Source organism: Nocardiopsis mangrovi, from assembly GCF_042653925.1.
GTDB lineage: Bacteria > Actinomycetota > Actinomycetes > Streptosporangiales > Streptosporangiaceae > Nocardiopsis_B > Nocardiopsis_B mangrovi.
The window spans coordinates 55,282-74,498 of record NZ_JBHSFQ010000007.1 but is presented as its reverse complement, the minus strand read 5'-3'; the positions used below and the strand labels follow the sequence as shown (position 1 = coordinate 74,498).

The 19,217-nt window shown below is 73.8% G+C and carries 1 protein-coding gene; it reads left to right on the top strand.

Annotated elements, in window-relative coordinates:
- Positions 1 to 25: 25 nt before the first annotated feature.
- Entirely contained in the window at positions 26 to 19,216 is a 19,191-nt protein-coding gene (locus tag ACFO4E_RS09875; RefSeq protein WP_378573135.1) for a type I polyketide synthase, read from the top strand.
- The last annotated feature ends 1 nt before the right edge of the window (position 19,217 follow it).

The window sequence follows — 19,217 nt, the reverse complement described above, 5'->3', positions numbered from 1 at the left end:
ACTTGGAACGAAGGAGCGGCTGAGGTTGTCGCGTGAACAGGCGGGGCCGGACGCGGAATCTTCGGTGGTTCGCGGCGGCGATCCGGTCGCCATCGTGGCCATCGGCTGCCGTTTCCCCGGCGGGGTGTCGTCACCGGACGACCTGTGGCGGCTGCTGGCGGAGGAGCGCGACGCCGTGTCCGCTCTCCCCGCCGACCGGGGCTGGGACATCGAGGGCCGGTACGACCCGGACCCGGCGCGTCCGGGGTCCTTCTACCAGCGTGAGGCCAACCTTCTCGAGCGGATCGGCGAGTTCGCCGCGGAGTTCTTCGGCATCTCGCCGCGCGAGGCCGCCGTGATGGACCCGCAGCAGCGGCTGCTGCTGGAGACCGCCTGGGAGGCCTTCGAGCACGGCGGCATCCTCCCCGGCACGCTGCACGGCAGCGAGACGGGTGTGTTCATCGGCGCGATCGCCCTCAACCGGGACGGCGGAGGCCCGACCGGCGAGGGCTACCGGCTGACCGGCAGCGCCACCGGCGTGGCCGCCGGGCGCATCGCCTACACCTTCGGCCTGGAGGGGCCGACGCTGTCGGTCGACACGGGGCAGTCATCGTCGCTGGTGGCGCTGCACCTCGCGGTGCGCGCCCTGCGGGCGGGCGAATGCTCGCTCGCGCTGGCCGGCGGCGCCACGGTCATGACCCGGCCGGACCTCCTCGTCGAGTTCTCCCGCCAGCGCGCCCTGTCGCCCGATGGCCGGTCCCGGGCCTTCTCCGAGCGGGCCGACGGCTTCGGGCTGGGCGAGGGCGTGGGCCTGGTCCTGCTCGAACGGCTCTCCGATGCCCGGCGCAACGGGCACGACGTGCTCGCCGTCGTCCGGGGTTCGGCCATCAACCAGGACGGCGCCTCCGACGGCCTGACCGCACCCAGCGGCCCTGCCCAGCAGCGCGTCATCCGCACCGCGCTGGCCGACGCCGGACTGACCCCGGGTGACGTCGACGCCGTCGAAGCCCACGGGACCGGCACCACGCTCGGGGATCCCGTCGAGGCCGAGGCGCTTCTGGCCGCCTACGGGCGCGACCGGCCGGCGGACCGTCCGTTGTGGCTGGGGTCGGTGAAGTCCAATATCGGCCACGCCCAGGCCGCCGCCGGCATCGCCGGCGTCATCAAGACGGTCATGGCCCTCCGCCACCGGAGACTGCCGAAAACACTGCACGCCGAGGAACCGACATCGCGCGTGGACTGGTCGGCGGGGTCGGTGTCGCTGCTGACCGAGCCGGTGGAGTGGCCGGACGGCGACCGCCCGCGCCGCGCCGGGGTGTCCTCCTTCGGTATCAGCGGCACCAACGCCCACCTCATCCTCGAAGAGGCGCCCGAGCCGGCACCGCGTCCCGCCGCCGGTTCCCCGCCGCTCCTGTCCTCCGGTCCGGTGCCGTGGGTGCTGTCGGCCAAGACCGCGCGGGAGCTGCGCGGACAGGCGGAACGGTTGCTGGCGGTCGCCGGCGATCCCGATACGTCCCTGACGGATGTCGCGTGGTCGTTGGCGCGGACCCGCGCCCGGTTCGACCACCGGGCGGTGATCAGCGGTTCGACCCTGCCCGAGCTGAGGGACGGACTCGCCGCGCTCGCCGAAGGCCACGGATCGGCCGACCTCGTCTCCGGCGCCGTCATCCCCTCCCCCCGCGTGGTGATGGTGTTCCCCGGCCAAGGCGCCCAGTGGCCCGCGATGGCCCGGGAACTCCACGCCTGCTCACCGGCCTTCGCCGAGGCGTTCGACGCCTGTGCCGCGGCGATCACGCCCTGGGTGGAATGGGATCCGCGCCACCTGGTGACCGGTGAGGATCTCGATCTGAACCGGGTGGACGTCGTGCAACCCGCGCTGTTCGCGGTCATGGTGTCGCTGGCCCGGCTGTGGGGCGCGGTCGGCGTCGAGCCCGCGGCGGTCATCGGCCACTCCCAAGGCGAGATCGCCGCCGCCCACATCGCCGGAGCCCTCTCCCTCGACGACGCCGCGCGCATCGTCGCGCTACGCAGCCGGGCGCTCCGGGAACTCTCCGGCCTGGGCGGCATGCTGTCGGTCCCCCTCCCGGAGAGGGAGATCGCCGCCCACCTCGATTCCCGTCCCGGGCTGGGCATCGCGGCCGTCAACGGCCCGGGCCACGTGGTGGTCTCCGGCGACGCCGGACCGCTGAACGAGCTGCACGAGGAGCTGACCGCGGCGGGCGTGCGCTCACGCATGGTCCCGGTCGACTACGCCTCCCACAGCCCCCACGTCGAACAGGTCCGCGAACGCATCCTGGCCGACCTCGCCGCGATCACCCCGCGCTCGTCAGAGGTGCCCTTCTACTCCACCCTCACCGGTGAACCGCTGGACACGGCCGAACTCACGGCCGAGTACTGGTACCGCAACCTGCGCGAACCCGTCCGCTTCCAGCAGGCCCAGGAAACCGCCCTCGCCGGCGGACACACGATCTTCCTCGAAGTCAGCCCGCACCCCGTCCTGCTCCCCGCCATGGCGGACACCATCGCGGCGAGCACACCCGACGCCGTGGCCCTGGGCACCCTGCGCCGCGACGAACCCGCCGCCGGCCGGTTCGTCCACGCCCTGGGCCGGGCGCACGCGGCCGGTGCCGACATCGACTGGACGGCCCTGCTCGGCTCCGGGCATCGCCTGCCCCTTCCCACCTACGCCTTCGACCGCCAGCGGTTCCCCATCGGGGGTGCCTCCGCCGACGACGTGCGCGACGGAGCGGAACCCGCCGCGGCCGCGGCCGTGGAGCCGCCGGTCACCGGACTGGCGCACCGGCTGGGCACGGTGCCCGCGGCCGAACGTCCGCGCTTGGCGCGGGGCCTGGTACGGGAGGCGGCCGCCGCGGTGCTCGGGCACGGTGATCCCCGCGCACTGACCGACGACCGGCCGTTCCGCGACCTGGGCTTCGACTCGCTGACCGCCGTTGAGCTGATCGACCGCCTGAACCGGGCGTCCGGGCTGCGGCTGCCGCCCTCGGCCGTGTTCGCCCACCCCACGGTCTCCGCCTTGGCGGGGCATGTGCTGGACGAAGCCACCGGAAAGGCCGGTGTGGAGGGTGCCGCCTCGGCGGAAGCCTCCGACGAACCGGTGGCGATCGTCGGCATCGGCTGCCGGTTCCCCGGCGGGGTGGCATCGGCCGAGGACCTGTGGCGGCTGGTCGCCGACGGCGCGGACGCCGTCGGAGCGTTCCCGGCGGACCGAGGGTGGTCCGGCCGAGGCTCGACCGAGGGGGCCTACGCCCGTGTGGGCGGGTTCCTGCACGACGGCCACGGGTTCGACGCGGAGTTCTTCGGCATCTCCCCGCGCGAGGCCGCGGCCATGGACCCGCAGCAGCGGCTGCTGCTGGAGACCGCGTGGGAGGCCGTCGAGTCCGCCGGCATCGCTCCGGACTCCCTGAAGGGCTCGGCGACCGGCGTCTTCGCCGGGACCTCGGGCCAGGACTACACCACGGTGGCGGCGGGCGACCCCGACGCGGTCGCCGACTTCGGCCTGACCGGTGCGGTCGCGAGCGTCATGTCGGGCCGGGTGTCGTACGCCCTCGGCCTGCAGGGACCGGCCATGACGGTGGACACGGCGTGCTCCTCGTCGCTGGTGGCCATTCACCTGGCGGTGCAGGCGCTGCGGCGCGGCGAATGCACGCTCGCGCTCGCGGGCGGCGTCACCTTCATGTCCACACCCGGCATCTTCGCCTCCTTCTCCCGGCAGGGCGGGCTGGCGGCCGACGGGCGGTGCAAGTCCTTCGCGGAAGGCGCCGACGGCACCGGTTGGAGCGAAGGTGTGGGCCTGGTCCTGGTGGAGCGGTTGTCCGACGCCTTGCGCAACGGGCACGAGGTGCTGGCGGTGGTGCGCGGTTCCGCGGTCAACCAGGACGGCGCCTCCAACGGCCTGACCGCACCCAACGGCGCGTCGCAACAACGAGTGATCCGCACCGCGCTGGCCGACGCGGGCCTGACCACGACCGATGTCGACGCGGTCGAGGCACACGGCACCGGTACGAGGCTCGGCGATCCGATCGAGGCGCAAGCCCTCCTCGCCACCTACGGACACGACCGGCCGACGGACCGGCCTCTGTTGCTGGGCTCGGTGAAGTCCAACATCGGACATACACAGGCCGCAGCGGGAGTCGCGGGCGTCATCAAGATGGTGATGGCGCTCCGGCACGGGCGACTGCCGCAGACCCTGCACGTCGATGCGCCGTCGTCGCGGATGGACTGGTCGGCCGGCACGCTGTCGCTGCTGACGGATGCGGCGGGGTGGCCGGAGACCGGTCGGCCGCGTCGTGCGGCGGTGTCGTCGTTCGGGATCAGCGGGACCAATGCCCACCTCGTTCTCGAACAGGCGCCCGAAAAGGCTCCCGCCATCGTGGAGACGACCCGGTCGGCGCTGGACGCCGGCGCCGTGCCGTGGGTCCTGTCCGCGAAGTCCGCCGCGTCGTTGCGGAGGCAGGCGGAGCATCTGCTCACTGTCGTGCGTGAGCGCGAGGACGTGTCGCCGGTGGACGTCGGGTGGTCGTTGGCCACCACGCGGACCCGGTTCGACCACCGCGCCGTGGTGTCCGGCGCCGACCGTGACGAACTACTGGGGGCGCTCTCGGCGGTGGCGGAGGGCCGTACCTCTGCCCGGGTGGTGGCGGGGCGGGCCGCCGCAAGCGGCGTGGCGCTGGTGTTCTCGGGTCAGGGTGCCCAGTGGCCGGGCATGGCCCGCGGGTTGTACGAGTCATCCCCCGTCTTCGCCGAAGCGTTCGACGAGGTGTGCGCCGCCTTCGACGGACTTCTGCCCGAGCCGCTGGCAGAGGTGGTGCTCTCCGCAGACGGCACGCCTCAGGCGGCCCTGCTGGACCGGACGGACTTCACCCAGCCCGCCCTGTTCGCCGTCGGGGTCGCCCTGCACGCCCTGGTTCAGGCGTGCGGGGTGCGTCCCGATGTCCTGGCCGGGCACTCCATCGGGGAGATCACCGCCGCCCACATCGCCGGTGTGCTCTCCCTCCAGGACGCCTGTACCCTCGTCGCCGCCCGCGGTCGGCTCATGGCACGACTGCCCAGCACAGGGGCGATGCTCTCCCTGGAGACCGACGAGCCCGGCGGACTGCGCCTGCTCGACGGCATAGCGGACATCGGGATCGGGGCGGTCAACGGACCCGCCTCGGTGGTCGTATCGGGTGCCGTTGCGGGCGTCGAGGAGGTGGAGGCCCGCGCCCATGAAGCCGGGATCAGGGCGACCAGGCTGCGTGTGGGGCAGGGCTTCCACTCCCCGCTGATGGACCCCATACTCGACGACTTCGCCGCCACCGTCGCGGAGCTGGACCTCCACCCCCCGGCCATCCCCCTGGTCTCCACCGTGACCGGGCGAAAACTCACCACCGAAGAGATCACCTCTCCCCACTACTGGGTCCGCCACGCCCGCGACACCGTCCGCTACCACGACGCCGTGCAGACCATCGCCGCAGACGGCATCCGCACCCTCATCGAGATCGGCCCCGACAGCCCGCTCTCCGCCCTCACCGCCCACGACGACGACCTGACCACCGTCCCCCTCATGCGCCGCCCCCGATCCGGCGAGGACCCGGTACCCGAACCCGAGCGGTTCACGCAGGCCCTGGCCAGGGCACACGTCTCCGGAGCCGACGTCGACTGGACCGCCGTACTGGGCTCCGGCCGCCCGGTGCCCCTGCCCACCTACGCCTTCGACCGCAAGCGCTACTGGATCGACCCCGTCACGACACCGAACGGCGTCGACGAGAACGAGGCGCGTCTTTGGGACGCGGTCGACGGGGACCGCACGGACGATGTCGCGCGGCTCCTGGACGTCGGTGAATCCGACGTATCCGCCCTCGTGCCGATGCTGTCCGGCTGGCGGCGCCGCCGACGTGAAGAGAACGACGCCCGCTCGTGGCACTACGACGTGTCCTGGAGCCCGGTGACCGTTTCGGGCGGCGCCGCCGGGCGGTGGCTACTGCTGGTTCCCGCCGACGCACCCTCGAACGTGCGCGCCTTCCCGCCCGCGCTCGGAGAGCGCGGGATCACGGTCGTCGAATGCGCGGTCGACAGCGCGGAGACGCCCCGGGAAGCGCTGGCCGCAGCGATCGGAACCGCGTGCGCGGACGCTCCGGTCGACCGCGTGCTGTCCCTGCTCGCTCCCTCCGACCCGGCGCACACGCCGACGCTGACGCAGGCTCTCGGGGACGCCGGGATCGACGCACCCCTGTGGTGCGCGACCTGGGGCGCGGTCTCCGCGGGCACCCCGGTCTCCGCTCCCGAGCAGGCGACGGTGTGGGGCGCGGGACGCGTGGCCGCCTTGGAGCATCCCGACCGGTGGGGAGGTCTGATCGACCTCCCGTCCTCGTTCGACGGGCGCGTCGCCGACGCGCTCTGCGCGGTGCTGGCGGGTGACGAGGACCAGGTCGCGATCCGCGGCTCGCGCGTGCTCGCGCGCCGCCTGGTGCGTGCCGACGTTCCGGCGGCCGGGCAGGGCCGCGGGTTCCGGGGAACCGTTCTGCTCACCGGCGGCACCGGCGGTCTGGGCGGCCACCTGACCCGGTGGCTGCTGGAACAGGGCGCCGAGCACGTCCTGGTCCTGAGCCGGGGTGGACCGGACTCGGCCGGAGCCGCCGCGCTGCGCACGGAGCACGGTGACCGGCTGAGCTTCGTGGCCTGCGACGTCGCCGAACGCGATGAGGTGGCCGCCGCGCTGGAGCATGTCCCAGAGGCGTACCCGCTGACGGCGGTGGTGCACGCCGCCGGGGTCATGGCGGACGGGCCGGTCGCGTCGCTGTCCCGTGCGGACTGGGTGACGGTGTCCCGGCCCAAGGTGGCGGCGGCGTGGAACCTGCACGAGCTCACCCGGCACCTGGACCTCGACGCGTTCGTCCTGTTCTCCTCGGGCGCCGGTGTCGTCGGCGCGGGCGGCCTGGCCGCCTACGGTGCGGCGAACGCCTTCCTGGACGCGTTCGCCGAGTACCGTCGCGCCCTGGGGCTGCCGGCGACGGCGGTGGCATGGGGCGCGTGGGCCGATGAGGGCATGGCCGTGCGCTCGGAGTCCATGCGGTCGCTGGCCGCGCAGGGTATGCGTCCGATGGCCCCGCGCGCGGCGTTGGTCGCCCTGCGGCAGGTCCTGGGCGCGGGCCGACCCACCTCCTACGTCGCGGACCTGGACTGGGAGCGGTTCGCGCCGATGTTCACCGTCGCGCGGCCGAGCAGGCTGTTCGACCGGATCCCCGAACTTCCGGCGGCGCCGGACGGGAGCCACGGCTCGGACCTGGCGCGACTGCCCGTACCGCAGCGGGAGGAGGCGGTGCGGACACTGGTACGGAGCGAGAGCGCGGCCGTGCTCGGCCACACCGACCCGCTGGCCCTGGCCGACGACCGGCCCTTCCGCGAGCAGGGGTTCGACTCGCTGACCGCCGTCGAACTGCGCAACCGGGTGAACGCGGCCACGGGTCTGCGACTACCGTCGTCGGTCGTCTTCGACCACCCCACGGTGCTCGCCCTCACGGGGCACGTCCTGGCGCGGCTCGCGGACCTGCCCGACGCGGCGGCGGAAACGGCGCCGCCGTCGCACGGCCTCATCGACGAACCGGTCGCGATCGTGGGCCTCGGCTGCCGTTACCCCGGAGGCGTCGGCTCCGCCGACGACCTCTGGCGCCTGGTCCTCGAAGGCGACGACGCCATCGGCGCGTTCCCACTCGACCGCGGCTGGGACATGGCGACCCTGTTCGACACGAACCCGGACCGCCTCGGGGCCACCCACGCCCGCGAAGGCGGATTCCTGAGAGATGGGACCGACTTCGACGCAGCGTTCTTCGGTATCTCGCCGCGTGAGGCGGTGGCGATGGACCCGCAGCAGCGGCTGCTGCTGGAGACCGCGTGGGAGGCGATCGAATCCGCGGGCATCGCCCCGGACTCCCTGAAGGGCTCGGCGACCGGCGTCTTCGCCGGCACCACCAGCCAGGACTACGCCACTCTCGCGACGACCAATCCCACCGCCACGGCGGGCTACGGCCTCACCGGCGCGGTGGCCAGCGTGCTCTCCGGCCGGATCGCCTACGCACTGGGCCTGGAGGGCCCGGCGATCACCGTGGATACGGCGTGCTCGTCGTCGCTGGTGGCGCTGCACCTCGCGACCCAGGCGCTCCGGCGCGGCGAATGCTCCCTGGCGCTCGCCGGCGGGGTCACCTTCATGTCCACGCCCGGGGTGTTCACCGAGTTCTCGCGTCAGGGCGGGCTGGCGGCCGATGGCCGATGCAAGCCGTTCGCGGGTGCGGCGGACGGCACGGGCTGGGGCGAAGGTGTGGGCCTGGTCCTGGTCGAACGTCTTTCGGATGCCCTGCGCAACGGGCACGAGGTGCTGGCGGTGGTGCGGGGTTCGGCGGTGAACCAGGACGGTGCCTCCAACGGCCTGACCGCGCCCAACGGCCCCTCCCAGCAGCGGGTGATCCGGACCGCGCTGGCCGACGCGGGAATCGACGCAGGCGACGTCGACGCCGTGGAGGCGCACGGCACGGGCACCACCCTCGGCGACCCCATCGAAGCCCATGCCCTCCTCGCCACCTACGGCAAGGGCCGATCGAGCGACCGGCCACTCAGGCTGGGGTCGGTGAAGTCCAACATCGGCCACACCCAGGCCGCCTCCGGCATCGCCGGCGTCATCAAAATGGTCATGGCCCTGCGCCACCGCACGCTGCCCGCCACATTGCACGTCGACGAGCCGACACCGGAGGTCGACTGGTCGGCGGGATCGGTGTCACTGCTCACCGAGCCGGTGGAGTGGCCGGACGGCGACCGCCCGCGCCGCGCCGGCGTCTCCTCCTTCGGCATCAGCGGCACCAACGCCCACGTGATCCTGGAACAAGCGCCGGTGCCGGCCACTGCGGGCGGCCGACCGTCACCGGACACCAGAATGGGCGGTGCCGACCTGGAGCCCGTCGTTTCAGGCGACACCGTGCCGTGGATCCTCTCGGCCAAGTCGCCGGCGGCGCTGCACGGCCAGGCGGAAAAGCTGCTCGCGGCAGTAGCGACGAGGCCGGACGCCTCCCCCGCGGACGTCGCCTGGTCACTCGCGCACACCCGCACCCGGTTCGACCACCGCGCCGTCATATCCGGCACCGGCCGCGACGAACTGCTGAACGGCCTCGCCGCCCTCGCCCAAGGGAAGAGCTCGTCGCTGCTGACCTCGGGGCACGCTCCCGGCTCACCCCGCGTGGTGATGGTGTTCCCCGGCCAAGGCGCCCAGTGGCCCGCGATGGCCCGCGAACTCCACGCCTGCTCACCGGCCTTCGCCGAGGCGTTCGACGCCTGTGCCGCGGCGATCACGCCCTGGGTGGAATGGGATCCGCGCCACCTGGTGACCGGTGAGGATCTCGATCTGAACCGGGTGGACGTCGTGCAACCCGCGCTGTTCGCGGTCATGGTGTCGCTGGCCCGGCTGTGGGGCGCGGTCGGCGTCGAGCCCGCGGCGGTCATCGGCCACTCCCAAGGCGAGATCGCCGCCGCCCACATCGCCGGCGCCCTCTCCCTCGACGACGCCGCACGCACCGTCGCACTCCGCAGCCAGGCGCTCCGCGAACTCTCCGGCCTCGGCGGCATGCTGTCGGTCCCCCTGCCCGAGCACGAGGCCACCCGGCATCTCCACCGCCACCCCGGGCTGGGCATCGCGGCCGTCAACGGCCCGAACCACGTGGTCGTCTCCGGCGACGCCGGACCCCTCGCCCGACTCCACGAGGAGCTGACCGAGGCGGGCGTGCGCTCACGCATGGTCCCGGTCGACTACGCCTCCCACAGCCCCCACGTCGAACACGTCCGCGAACGCATCCTGGCCGACCTCGCCGCGATCACCCCGCGCTCGTCAGAGGTGCCCCTCTACTCCACCCTCACCGGCAACCCCCTGGACACGGCCGAACTCACGGCCGAGTACTGGTACCGCAACCTGCGCGAACCCGTCCGCTTCCAGCAGGCCCAGGAAACCGCCCTGACAGCCGGCAACACCCTGTTCATCGAGGTCAGCCCGCACCCCGTCCTGCTCCCCGCCATGACCGACACCACCACCGACAGCGGCCGCTCCGCCGTCACCGGCACCCTGCGCCGCGACGAACCCGCTGCGGCGGGGTTCATCCGAGCGGTCGGCCAGGCCCACGCCCACGGCGCGGACGTCGACTGGTCCACCATCCTGGGCACCGGCGCTCCGGTACCGCTCCCCACCTACGCCTTCGACCGCGAACGGTTCTGGATCGAACCCGCACCAGGCGCCGCCGCCGACGTGGCGGGCGCGGGCATCACCCCCACCGGCCACCCCCTGCTGGGCGCCATGGTGGAGGCGCCCGACGGCACCGCCACGTTCACCGCCCGCCTGTCCCTGGGCACTCACCCATGGCTGGCGGACCACACCGTCTCAGGCACCACCGTCATCCCGGGCACCGCCATCCTGGAGATGGCCGGCCGCGCAGGCGACCACTTCCAGTGCGACCACATCGGCGAACTCGTCCTCCACACCCCCATGGTGCTGCCCGAACACCACGCCATCCACGTCCGCGTGGCTATCGGCGCATCCGGCCCCCGGGGCGAACGCGACGTCACCGTCCACTCACGGCCCGAGCCCGCCGCACACACCGGCCCCGCCGAATGGACCCTCCACGCCACCGGCGAGCTGACCTCCGAGCCGCCCGCCGAGGTCGAGGCGCTAGGCCAGTGGCCGCCCCTGGGCGCCGCTCCGGTCGACGTGGACACGGTCCATGCGCGCCTGGCCGCAGAGGAGATGGTGTACGGACCGGCGTTCCGAGGGCTGCGGTCCGTGTGGCACCGCGGACGGGAGATCTTCGCCGAGGTCGAACTCCCCGCCGACCACCATGCCGCCGCGGACGCGTTCCTCCTGCACCCGGCGCTCCTCGACGCCGCGCTACAGGCTCTCGCCGCGGCCGACGGGGTCGAGATCGGGCTGCCGTTCCTCTGGTCCGGCGTGCGGGTACCGGCGGTGGGGGCGACGGCGGTGCGGGCACGGATCGTCCTGCTGGGCGAGGACACCGTCGCGGTCTCGGTGTTCGACGCCGAGGGCGGGCCGGTCGCAAGCGTGGACGCGCTGACGCTGCGTCCCCTGTCCTCCTCGGCGATCGCCGCTGCGGCGGCCACGGGGCAGGGCTCGCTGTTCACCGTGGACTGGGTGCCGGCCGCGCCCGCCGTTCCGGTCCCGGTCTCGACCTGGGCCGTTCTGGGCGACCCCGCGATCGACGCCGCGCTGCGCGAGCACGGCGTCTCCGCCGGTTCGGCGGCCGACCTCGACGCCCTGCTCGACGGACTCGGGGAGGCGTCAGCGCCGGACGTCGTCGTATGGACCCCTCCGGCCCCTGCGGCGGACGTGGTTCCAGCCGTCCACGCAACCGCCGCGGCCGCGCTCACACTGGTGCGGCGGTGGCTCGCGGAGCCGAGGACGGCCTGTTCGAGGCTGGTCGTGCTCACCCGGGGCGGGGTGGTCGCACGAGACGGCGAGACCCCGGACCTGGCGGCCGCGTCGCTCTGGGGGATGCTGCGCTCCGCGCAGTCGGAGCACCCCGGCAGGTTCGTCCTGGTCGACCTCGACCGCCGCGATGACCGCATCGGCCATGCCGTCCTCTCGGCCCACGCCACCGCCGTCGCCGCCGACGAGCCCCAGATCGCGGTGCGCGAGGAAGGGATTCTCGTCCCGCGTGCGACCCGCGTGGCCGCGCGCACGCCGGAGGTCTCCCCGTGGCGGGACTGGTCGTCCGGGACCCTGCTCGTCACGGGAGCCTCGGGCCGGCTCGGCGGGCTGGTGGCCCGGCACGCCGCCGAAGCGGGCGTCGGGCACCTGCTGCTGCTCAGTCGACGCCCTGCCGATGAGTTGGGTGCCGACCTGGTCGCGCGCGGGACCCCCGTGACGGTCGTCGCCTGCGACGCCGCGGACCGTACCGCCGTAGCCGCGGCGCTGGACGCTCTGCCCGAGGAATTCCCCCTGCGGGCGGTCGTCCACGCGGCCGGGGTGCTCGACGACGGCGTGGTCGAGTCGCTGACTCCCGAGCGCGTCGCCGCGGTGCTGCGGCCGAAGGTCGACGCGGCGTGGAACCTGCACGAGCTGACCCGCGACCGCGATCTGGACGCGTTCGTGCTGTTCTCCTCCTTCTCGGGGGTCACCGGTGTCGCGGGACAGTCGGGCTACGCCGCGGCCAACACGTTCCTCGACGCGCTGGCGCCGTACCGGCGGGCCCGGACGCTCCCCGCCGTGTCGCTCGCGTGGGGACTGTGGGAAAGCGGCAGCGGCATGACCGGGCACCTGGACTCGGCCGACCTGGAGCGGGTGGGCCGCATCGGGGTGCGGGGCCTGCCGGACGCACAGGGACTCGATCTGCTGGACGCGGCTCTCGCCCGTGACGACGCCCTGCTCGTCCCGGTGCGCATGGACCTCGCCGCGCTCGGCTCCCAAGAGGCCGGGCTTGCGCCCCTGTGGCGGTCGCAGGCCGGGAACAGGCCGCGCCGCTCCGCGGCCCGGGTCGCCGAGACGGGCCTGGCACACCGGCTGGCCGCGCTGTCGGGGTCGGAGCGGCGCAGCGCGGTGGAGGAGCTGGTGCTGGCCGAGGCCACCGCCGTGCTCGGCCATAGCGACCCGAACGCGTTGTCCGGGGACCGCGCCTTCCGCGAGCTGGGCTTCGACTCGCTGACCGCCGTCGAGCTGCGCAACCGGATCAACGCGCTCGCGGACCTGCGGCTGCCCGCGTCGGCCGTCTTCGACCACCCGACGCCGAACGCGCTGGCCGCGCAGGTACTGGAACAGCTCACCGGCGACACCGCGCGCCGCGTCGAAACCGTTGCCTCCGGCGACGGTGACGAGCCGGTTGTCATCGTGGGCATCGGCTGCCGGTTTCCCGGCGGCGTCGCGTCGCCGGATGACCTGTGGCGGCTGGTGGACGAGGGCGGTGACGCCATCGGCGGGTTCCCCACCGATCGGGCGTGGCCGGTGCGGGCTCCGGACGGCGGTCCGGCGTTCGCCCGGAAGGGGGGCTTCCTCCACGACGGCCTCGCGTTCGACCCCGGCTTCTTCGGCATCTCGCCGCGTGAGGCGGTGGCGATGGACCCGCAGCAGCGGCTGCTGCTGGAGACCGCGTGGGAGGCGGTCGAATCCGCGGGCATCGCACCCGACGCGCTGAAGGGCACACGGACCGGTGTGTTCGCCGGAGTGATGTACCACGACTACGGGTCCTGGCTCGCGGAGGTCCCCGAGGAGCTGAAGGGCTTCCTCGCCAACGGCAGTGCGGGCAGCGTCGCCACCGGCCGGGTCTCCTACGAACTCGGCTTCGAGGGCCCGGCGCTGACCGTGGACACGGCGTGCTCGTCGTCGCTGGTCGCCCTCCACCTCGCGGCGCAGGCGCTGCGGCGGGGCGAGTGCGACTACGCGCTCGCCGGAGGCGTCACCTTCATGTCCACGCCCGGCGTGTTCGACGAATTCTCACGTCAGCAAGGGCTGGCAGCCGACGGCAGGTGCAAGCCGTTCGCGGGTGCGGCCGACGGCACGGGCTTCAGTGAGGGCGTGGGCCTAGTCCTGGTCGAGCGGCTCTCCGACGCCCGGCGCAACGGCCACGACGTACTCGCGGTGGTACGCGGCTCGGCGGTCAACCAGGACGGCGCCTCCAACGGCCTGACCGCACCCAACGGCCCCTCCCAGCAACGCGTGATCCGCAGCGCGCTGGCCGACGCAAGCCTGACCCCCGGCGACGTCGACGCCGTCGAAGCACACGGCACCGGCACCACCCTCGGCGACCCCATTGAAGCCCAAGCCCTCCTCGCCACCTACGGCGAGGGCCGCTCCGCCGACCGGCCACTGCACCTGGGCTCCATCAAATCCAACATCGGCCACGCCCAGGCCGCCGCCGGCATCGCCGGCGTCATCAAAATGGTCATGGCCCTGCGCCACGGCCGGATACCGAAATCCCTCCACATCGACGAGCCCTCACCGGCCGTCGACTGGTCCGTAGGCGCGGTATCCCTGCTGACCGGTCCGGTGGAGTGGCCGGACGGCGACCGCCCGCGCCGCGCCGGCGTCTCCTCCTTCGGCATCAGCGGCACCAACGCCCACCTGATCCTGGAGCAGGCGCCCGCCGCGCAAGCCGCCGAGGAGGACGGCACCGTCCCGGAGCCCGCCGTGCCCGGCGCTCCGGTGCCGTGGGTGCTATCGGCGAAGTCGCCAGAGGCGTTGCGCGGCCAGGCGGAGAAGCTGCTCGCGTCGGTGGCACTGCGGCCGGATGCCCCTCTCGCGGACACGGCGTGGTCGCTGGCGCAGACCCGCACCCGTTTCGACCACCGCGCCGTGGTGACCGGCTCCACCCTGCCCGAGTTGAGGGACGGACTCGCCGCGCTCGCCGAAGGCGACCGCCCGGCGCACCTCGTCTCCGGCACCGTCGTCCCCTCCCCCCGCGTGGTGATGGTGTTCCCCGGCCAAGGCGCCCAATGGCCCGCGATGGCCCGCGAGCTCTACGCCTCCGCTCCGGCGTTCACCGAGGCGTTCGACGCCTGTGCCGCCGCCATCTCGTCCTGGACCGACTGGAACCCCCACGACCTGGTCTGCGACCGGGACGTGGACCTGAACCGGGTGGACGTCGTGCAACCCGCGCTGTTCGCGGTCATGGTGTCGCTGGCCCGGCTGTGGGGCGCGGTCGGCGTCGAGCCCGCGGCGGTCATCGGCCACTCCCAAGGCGAGATCGCCGCCGCCCACATCGCCGGAGCCCTCTCCCTCGACGACGCCGCACGCACCGTCGCGCTCCGCAGCCGGGCGCTCCGCGAACTCTCCGGCCTCGGCGGCATGCTGTCGGTCCCCCTCCCGGAGAGGGAGATCGCCGCCCACCTCGATTCCCGTCCCGGGCTGGGCATCGCGGCCGTCAACGGCCCGGGCCACGTGGTCGTCTCCGGCGACGCCGGACCGCTGAACGAGCTGCACGAGGAGCTGACCGAGGCGGGCGTGCGCTCACGCATGGTCCCGGTCGACTACGCCTCCCACAGCCCCCACATCGACCGGATACGTGAGCGGGTCCTCGCCGACCTGGGACCGATCCGGCCCCGTTCTTCTCACATCCGCTTCTTCTCCACCCTCACCGGCGACCTCCTGGACACGACCGAGCTGACAGCGGAGTACTGGTCGCGCAACCTGCGCGAACCCGTCCGCTTCCAGCAGGCCCAGGAAACCGCCCTCGCCGGCGGTCACGGCGTTTTCATCGAGGTCAGCCCGCACCCCGTCCTGCTCCCCGCCATGACCGACACCATCACCGACAGCGGCCGCCGCGCCGCCGTCACCGGCACCCTGCGCCGCGACGAACCCGCCGCCGAACGGTTCGTCCAAGCCGTAGCGCGGGCGCACGTGGCCGGTGTCGACGTGGACTGGGCGGCCGTGCTCGGTTCCGGGCGTCCGGTGCGGCTGCCCACCTACGCCTTCGACCGCGAACGCTTCTGGATCGAACCCGCGCCCGGCGCCACCGCCGACGTCACAGGCGCCGGCATCACCCCCACCGGCCACCCGCTCCTGGGCGCCAGGGTCGACGCACCCGACGACACCACCACCTTCACCGCCCGCCTCTCCCCGACCACCCACCCATGGCTCACCGACCACACCGTCACCGGAACCACCGTCATCCCCGGCACCGCCATCACCGAAATGGCCATCCACGCGGGCGACCACCACGGCTGCGACCACCTCGGCGAACTCGTCCTCCAAGCGCCCATGGTGCTGCCCGACGACCAGGCCATCCACATCCGCGTCGCCCTCGGCGCGCCCACCGCCGAGGGCGAACGCGAGGTGACGGTCCACTCACGGCCCGAACCCGCCACACCCGCTCACCACACCGACTGGACGCTCCACGCGGCCGGCGTCGTGGCCCCCGCCCCGCCCACCGAGATCACGGCCCTGGACCACTGGCCCCCCACGGACGCCCACCCCATCGACGTCGCCGACGTCTACGCCCGGCTGGCCGAGCGGGAACTCCGCTACGGCCCCGTGTTCCAGGGGCTGCGCTCGGCCTGGCGCAAAGGACGGGAGCTCTACGCCGAAGTCGGCCTCTCCGCCGACCAGCACCGGGCGGCGGACGCGTTCCTACTGCACCCCGCGCTGCTCGACGCCGCATTGCACGCCCTGGTGGCCGCGGGAGACGGCGGAGAGGAGTTCACCGTCGGGCTGCCGTTCTCCTGGTCGGGCGTGCGGATCCTGGCAGCGGGCGCGACCGCGGTGCGGGCGCGCATCGTCCTGCTGGGAGAGGACACCGTCGCGGTCTCGGTGTTCGATGCCGAGGGCGGGCCGGTCGCGACCGTGGACTCCCTCACACTGCGCCCTCTGTCCGACGCGCGGATCACCGCCGCCGGACACGACCGGCAGGACTCGCTGTTCACCGTGGACTGGGTGCACGCCGATGCGGGCGGGCCGGACCGGTCGCTCTCCTGGGCCGTCCTGGAACCCGAGGACCGGATCGGCACCGCACTGCGTGACAGCGGTGTGGACGCGGAGTCGGTGACGGACCTCGATGCGCTCTTCGCCGCCCTCGGCACCGGCACCGTGCCGGACGTCGTCGTCTGGCCGCACCGCTCCACCTCGGCGCCGGACGTCGCCGCCGCCGTCCGCACGGGGCTCGCCGAAGCGCTCGCGCTGGCACAGCGATGGCTGTCCGAACCCCGGCTCGCCCGGTCACGGCTGCTGGTCCTCACGCGAGACGGCGTCACGGCCCGCGATGACGACCCGGCCGACCTGGAGGCCGCGCCGCTGTGGGGGATGCTGCGCTCCGCACAGGCCGAGCACCCCGACCGGTTGCTTCTGGTCGACGCCCGCACCGAAGACCTGGCCCGGCTGCCCTCCGCCGTCGCGGCCGGGGAACCCCAGGTGGCGCTGCGCGGCGACGACGTCCTGGTGCCGCGCCTGGTCCGGGCCGCGCCGGCCGCCGGGCCGGCGCTCCCCGCGGGCTCCGGCTGGCGGCTCGGCGTGCACCGTACCGGCACCATCGACGGCCTCGACGCCGTTGCCAACGACGCCGCCGACCGGCCGCTGGCACCCGACGAGGTCCGCATCCGCGTGCACACCGCGGGGCTGAACTTCCGCGACGTGCTGGTGACGCTCGACATGCGCGGCGGCGAGACGGACATGGGCAGCGAGGGCGCGGGCGTCGTGACGGAGACGGGCGCGGATGTCTCCGGTCTGCGCGTCGGGGACCGGGTGCTGGGCCTGCTCGACGACGCGTTCGGCCCGGTGGCCGTCGCCGACCCGAGGTTGCTGGTGCGCCTGCCCGACGGCTGGTCGTTCACCGACGCCGCGGCCGTGCCCGTCGCCTTCCTGACCGCCTACTACGGTCTGCGGGACCTCGCCGCGCTGAAGCCCGGCGAGAGGGTCCTCGTGCACGCGGGCGCCGGCGGCGTCGGCATGGCCGCCGTACAACTGGCCCGGCACTTCGGCGCCGAGGTGTTCGCGACGGCGAGCGAGGCCAAATGGGACGCGCTGCGGGCCATGGGCCTGCCGGATACCCATATCGCCTCCTCGCGCACGCTGGACTTCGAGCACGAGTTCCTCCTCGCCACCGGCGGAAGGGGCGTCGATGTGGTGCTCGACTCGCTGACCGGCCGGTTCGTCGACGCGTCGCTGCGGCTCCTGCCGCGCGGCGGCCGGTTCATCGAGATCGGCAAGCGCGACATCCGCGACGCCGACGAGGTGGCCGCGGCCTGTCCCGGAGTGGCCTACCGGGCGTTCGACCTGATGGAGGCCGGTCCGGAGCGCATCGGGGAGATGCTGGCCGAGCTCATGGCCCTCTTCGAGAGCGGCGCGGTGGAACCGCTTCCGGTCCGCGCGTGGCCGGCGCGCCGGGCGCGCGAGGCGTTCCGGCACCTCGCCCAGGCCCGCCATGTCGGCAAGGTGGTGCTCACCCTGCCCGAGCCTCCGCTGTCGTCCGGCACCGTACTGGTGACCGGCGGTACGGGCCACTTGGGTGGTGTGGTGGCGCGGCACGCCGCCGCCTCCGGGGCCGCGCACGTGGTGGTGGTCGGCCGTCGCGGAGGCGGCGCCCCCGGCGCGGACGAGCTGTTCGCGGACCTGACGGCCTTGGGTGCGCGGGTGACCTTCGCCGCCTGCGACGCGGCCGACCGCGACGCGCTGACCGCCGTCATCCGGGACATCCCCGCGGACCTGCCGCTGCGATCCGTGGTCCACGCCGCCGGAGTCCTCGACGACGGCGTACTGGAATCGCTGACGCCCGAGCGGATCGACACGGTCCTGCGTCCCAAGGTGCACGCCGCCTGGAATCTGCACGAACTCACCCGCCACCACGAGCTCGACGCGTTCGTGCTGTTCTCGTCGGCCGCGGGCATCACCGGGAACGCCGGGCAGGCGGGCTACGCGGCGGCGAACGTCTTCCTCGACGCGCTGGCCCTGCACCGCCGGGGGCTGAACCTGCCCGGCGTGTCGCTGGCGTGGGGGCTGTGGGAGCGGAGCAGCGGCATGACGGGCCACTTGGGGCGGACGGACCTGGCCCGGATGGCGCGGACGGGTGTCCTCGGGCTGACCGACGAGCACGGCGTCGCCCTGCTCGACACCGCTCTGGGACTCGACCTTCCCGTGGCGGTCCCGCTGCGCCTCGATGCCGCGGCGCTGGGCGCATCGGATCCGGCCCCGCTGTGGCGGTCGCTGATCCGCACGCCCGCGCGCCGCGCGGTACGGGCGGCCGCGACACAGGCCCGGGGAGGGCTGGCCGACCGGCTGGCCCCGCTGGCGGCTGAGGAGCGCTCGCGGGTGCTCGCCGATGCGGTGCGGGCCGAAGCGGCCGCGGTCCTGGGCCACGGCGACGGGCGCACGCTGGGCGAGGACCGCCCCTTCCGCGACCTCGGATTCGACTCCCTCACCGCGGTCGAGCTGCGCAACCGGCTGAACGCGCTGACGGGCGTCGGGCTCACCGCGACCGCCGTGTTCGACTACCCGACCGTCGCCGCGCTGGCCCGGCACCTGCTCGCCGCGATGCTGCCCGACGGCGGCGGGACCGAACCGGTGGGCGCCGCCGCCGACGACGACGACGCGCTGCGCCGCCGGATCGACTCCATCCCGATCGCGCGCCTTCGCGAGTCCGGCTTGCTGGACGGCCTGGTGCGGCTCGCGGAGCCGACGTCCTCACCTGTTCCCGCCGCGGCCGACACGAGCGCGGACATCGACGACATGGACATCGCCGCGCTGGTCCGGGCGGCGTCCGCGCTGGAGGAGTGAG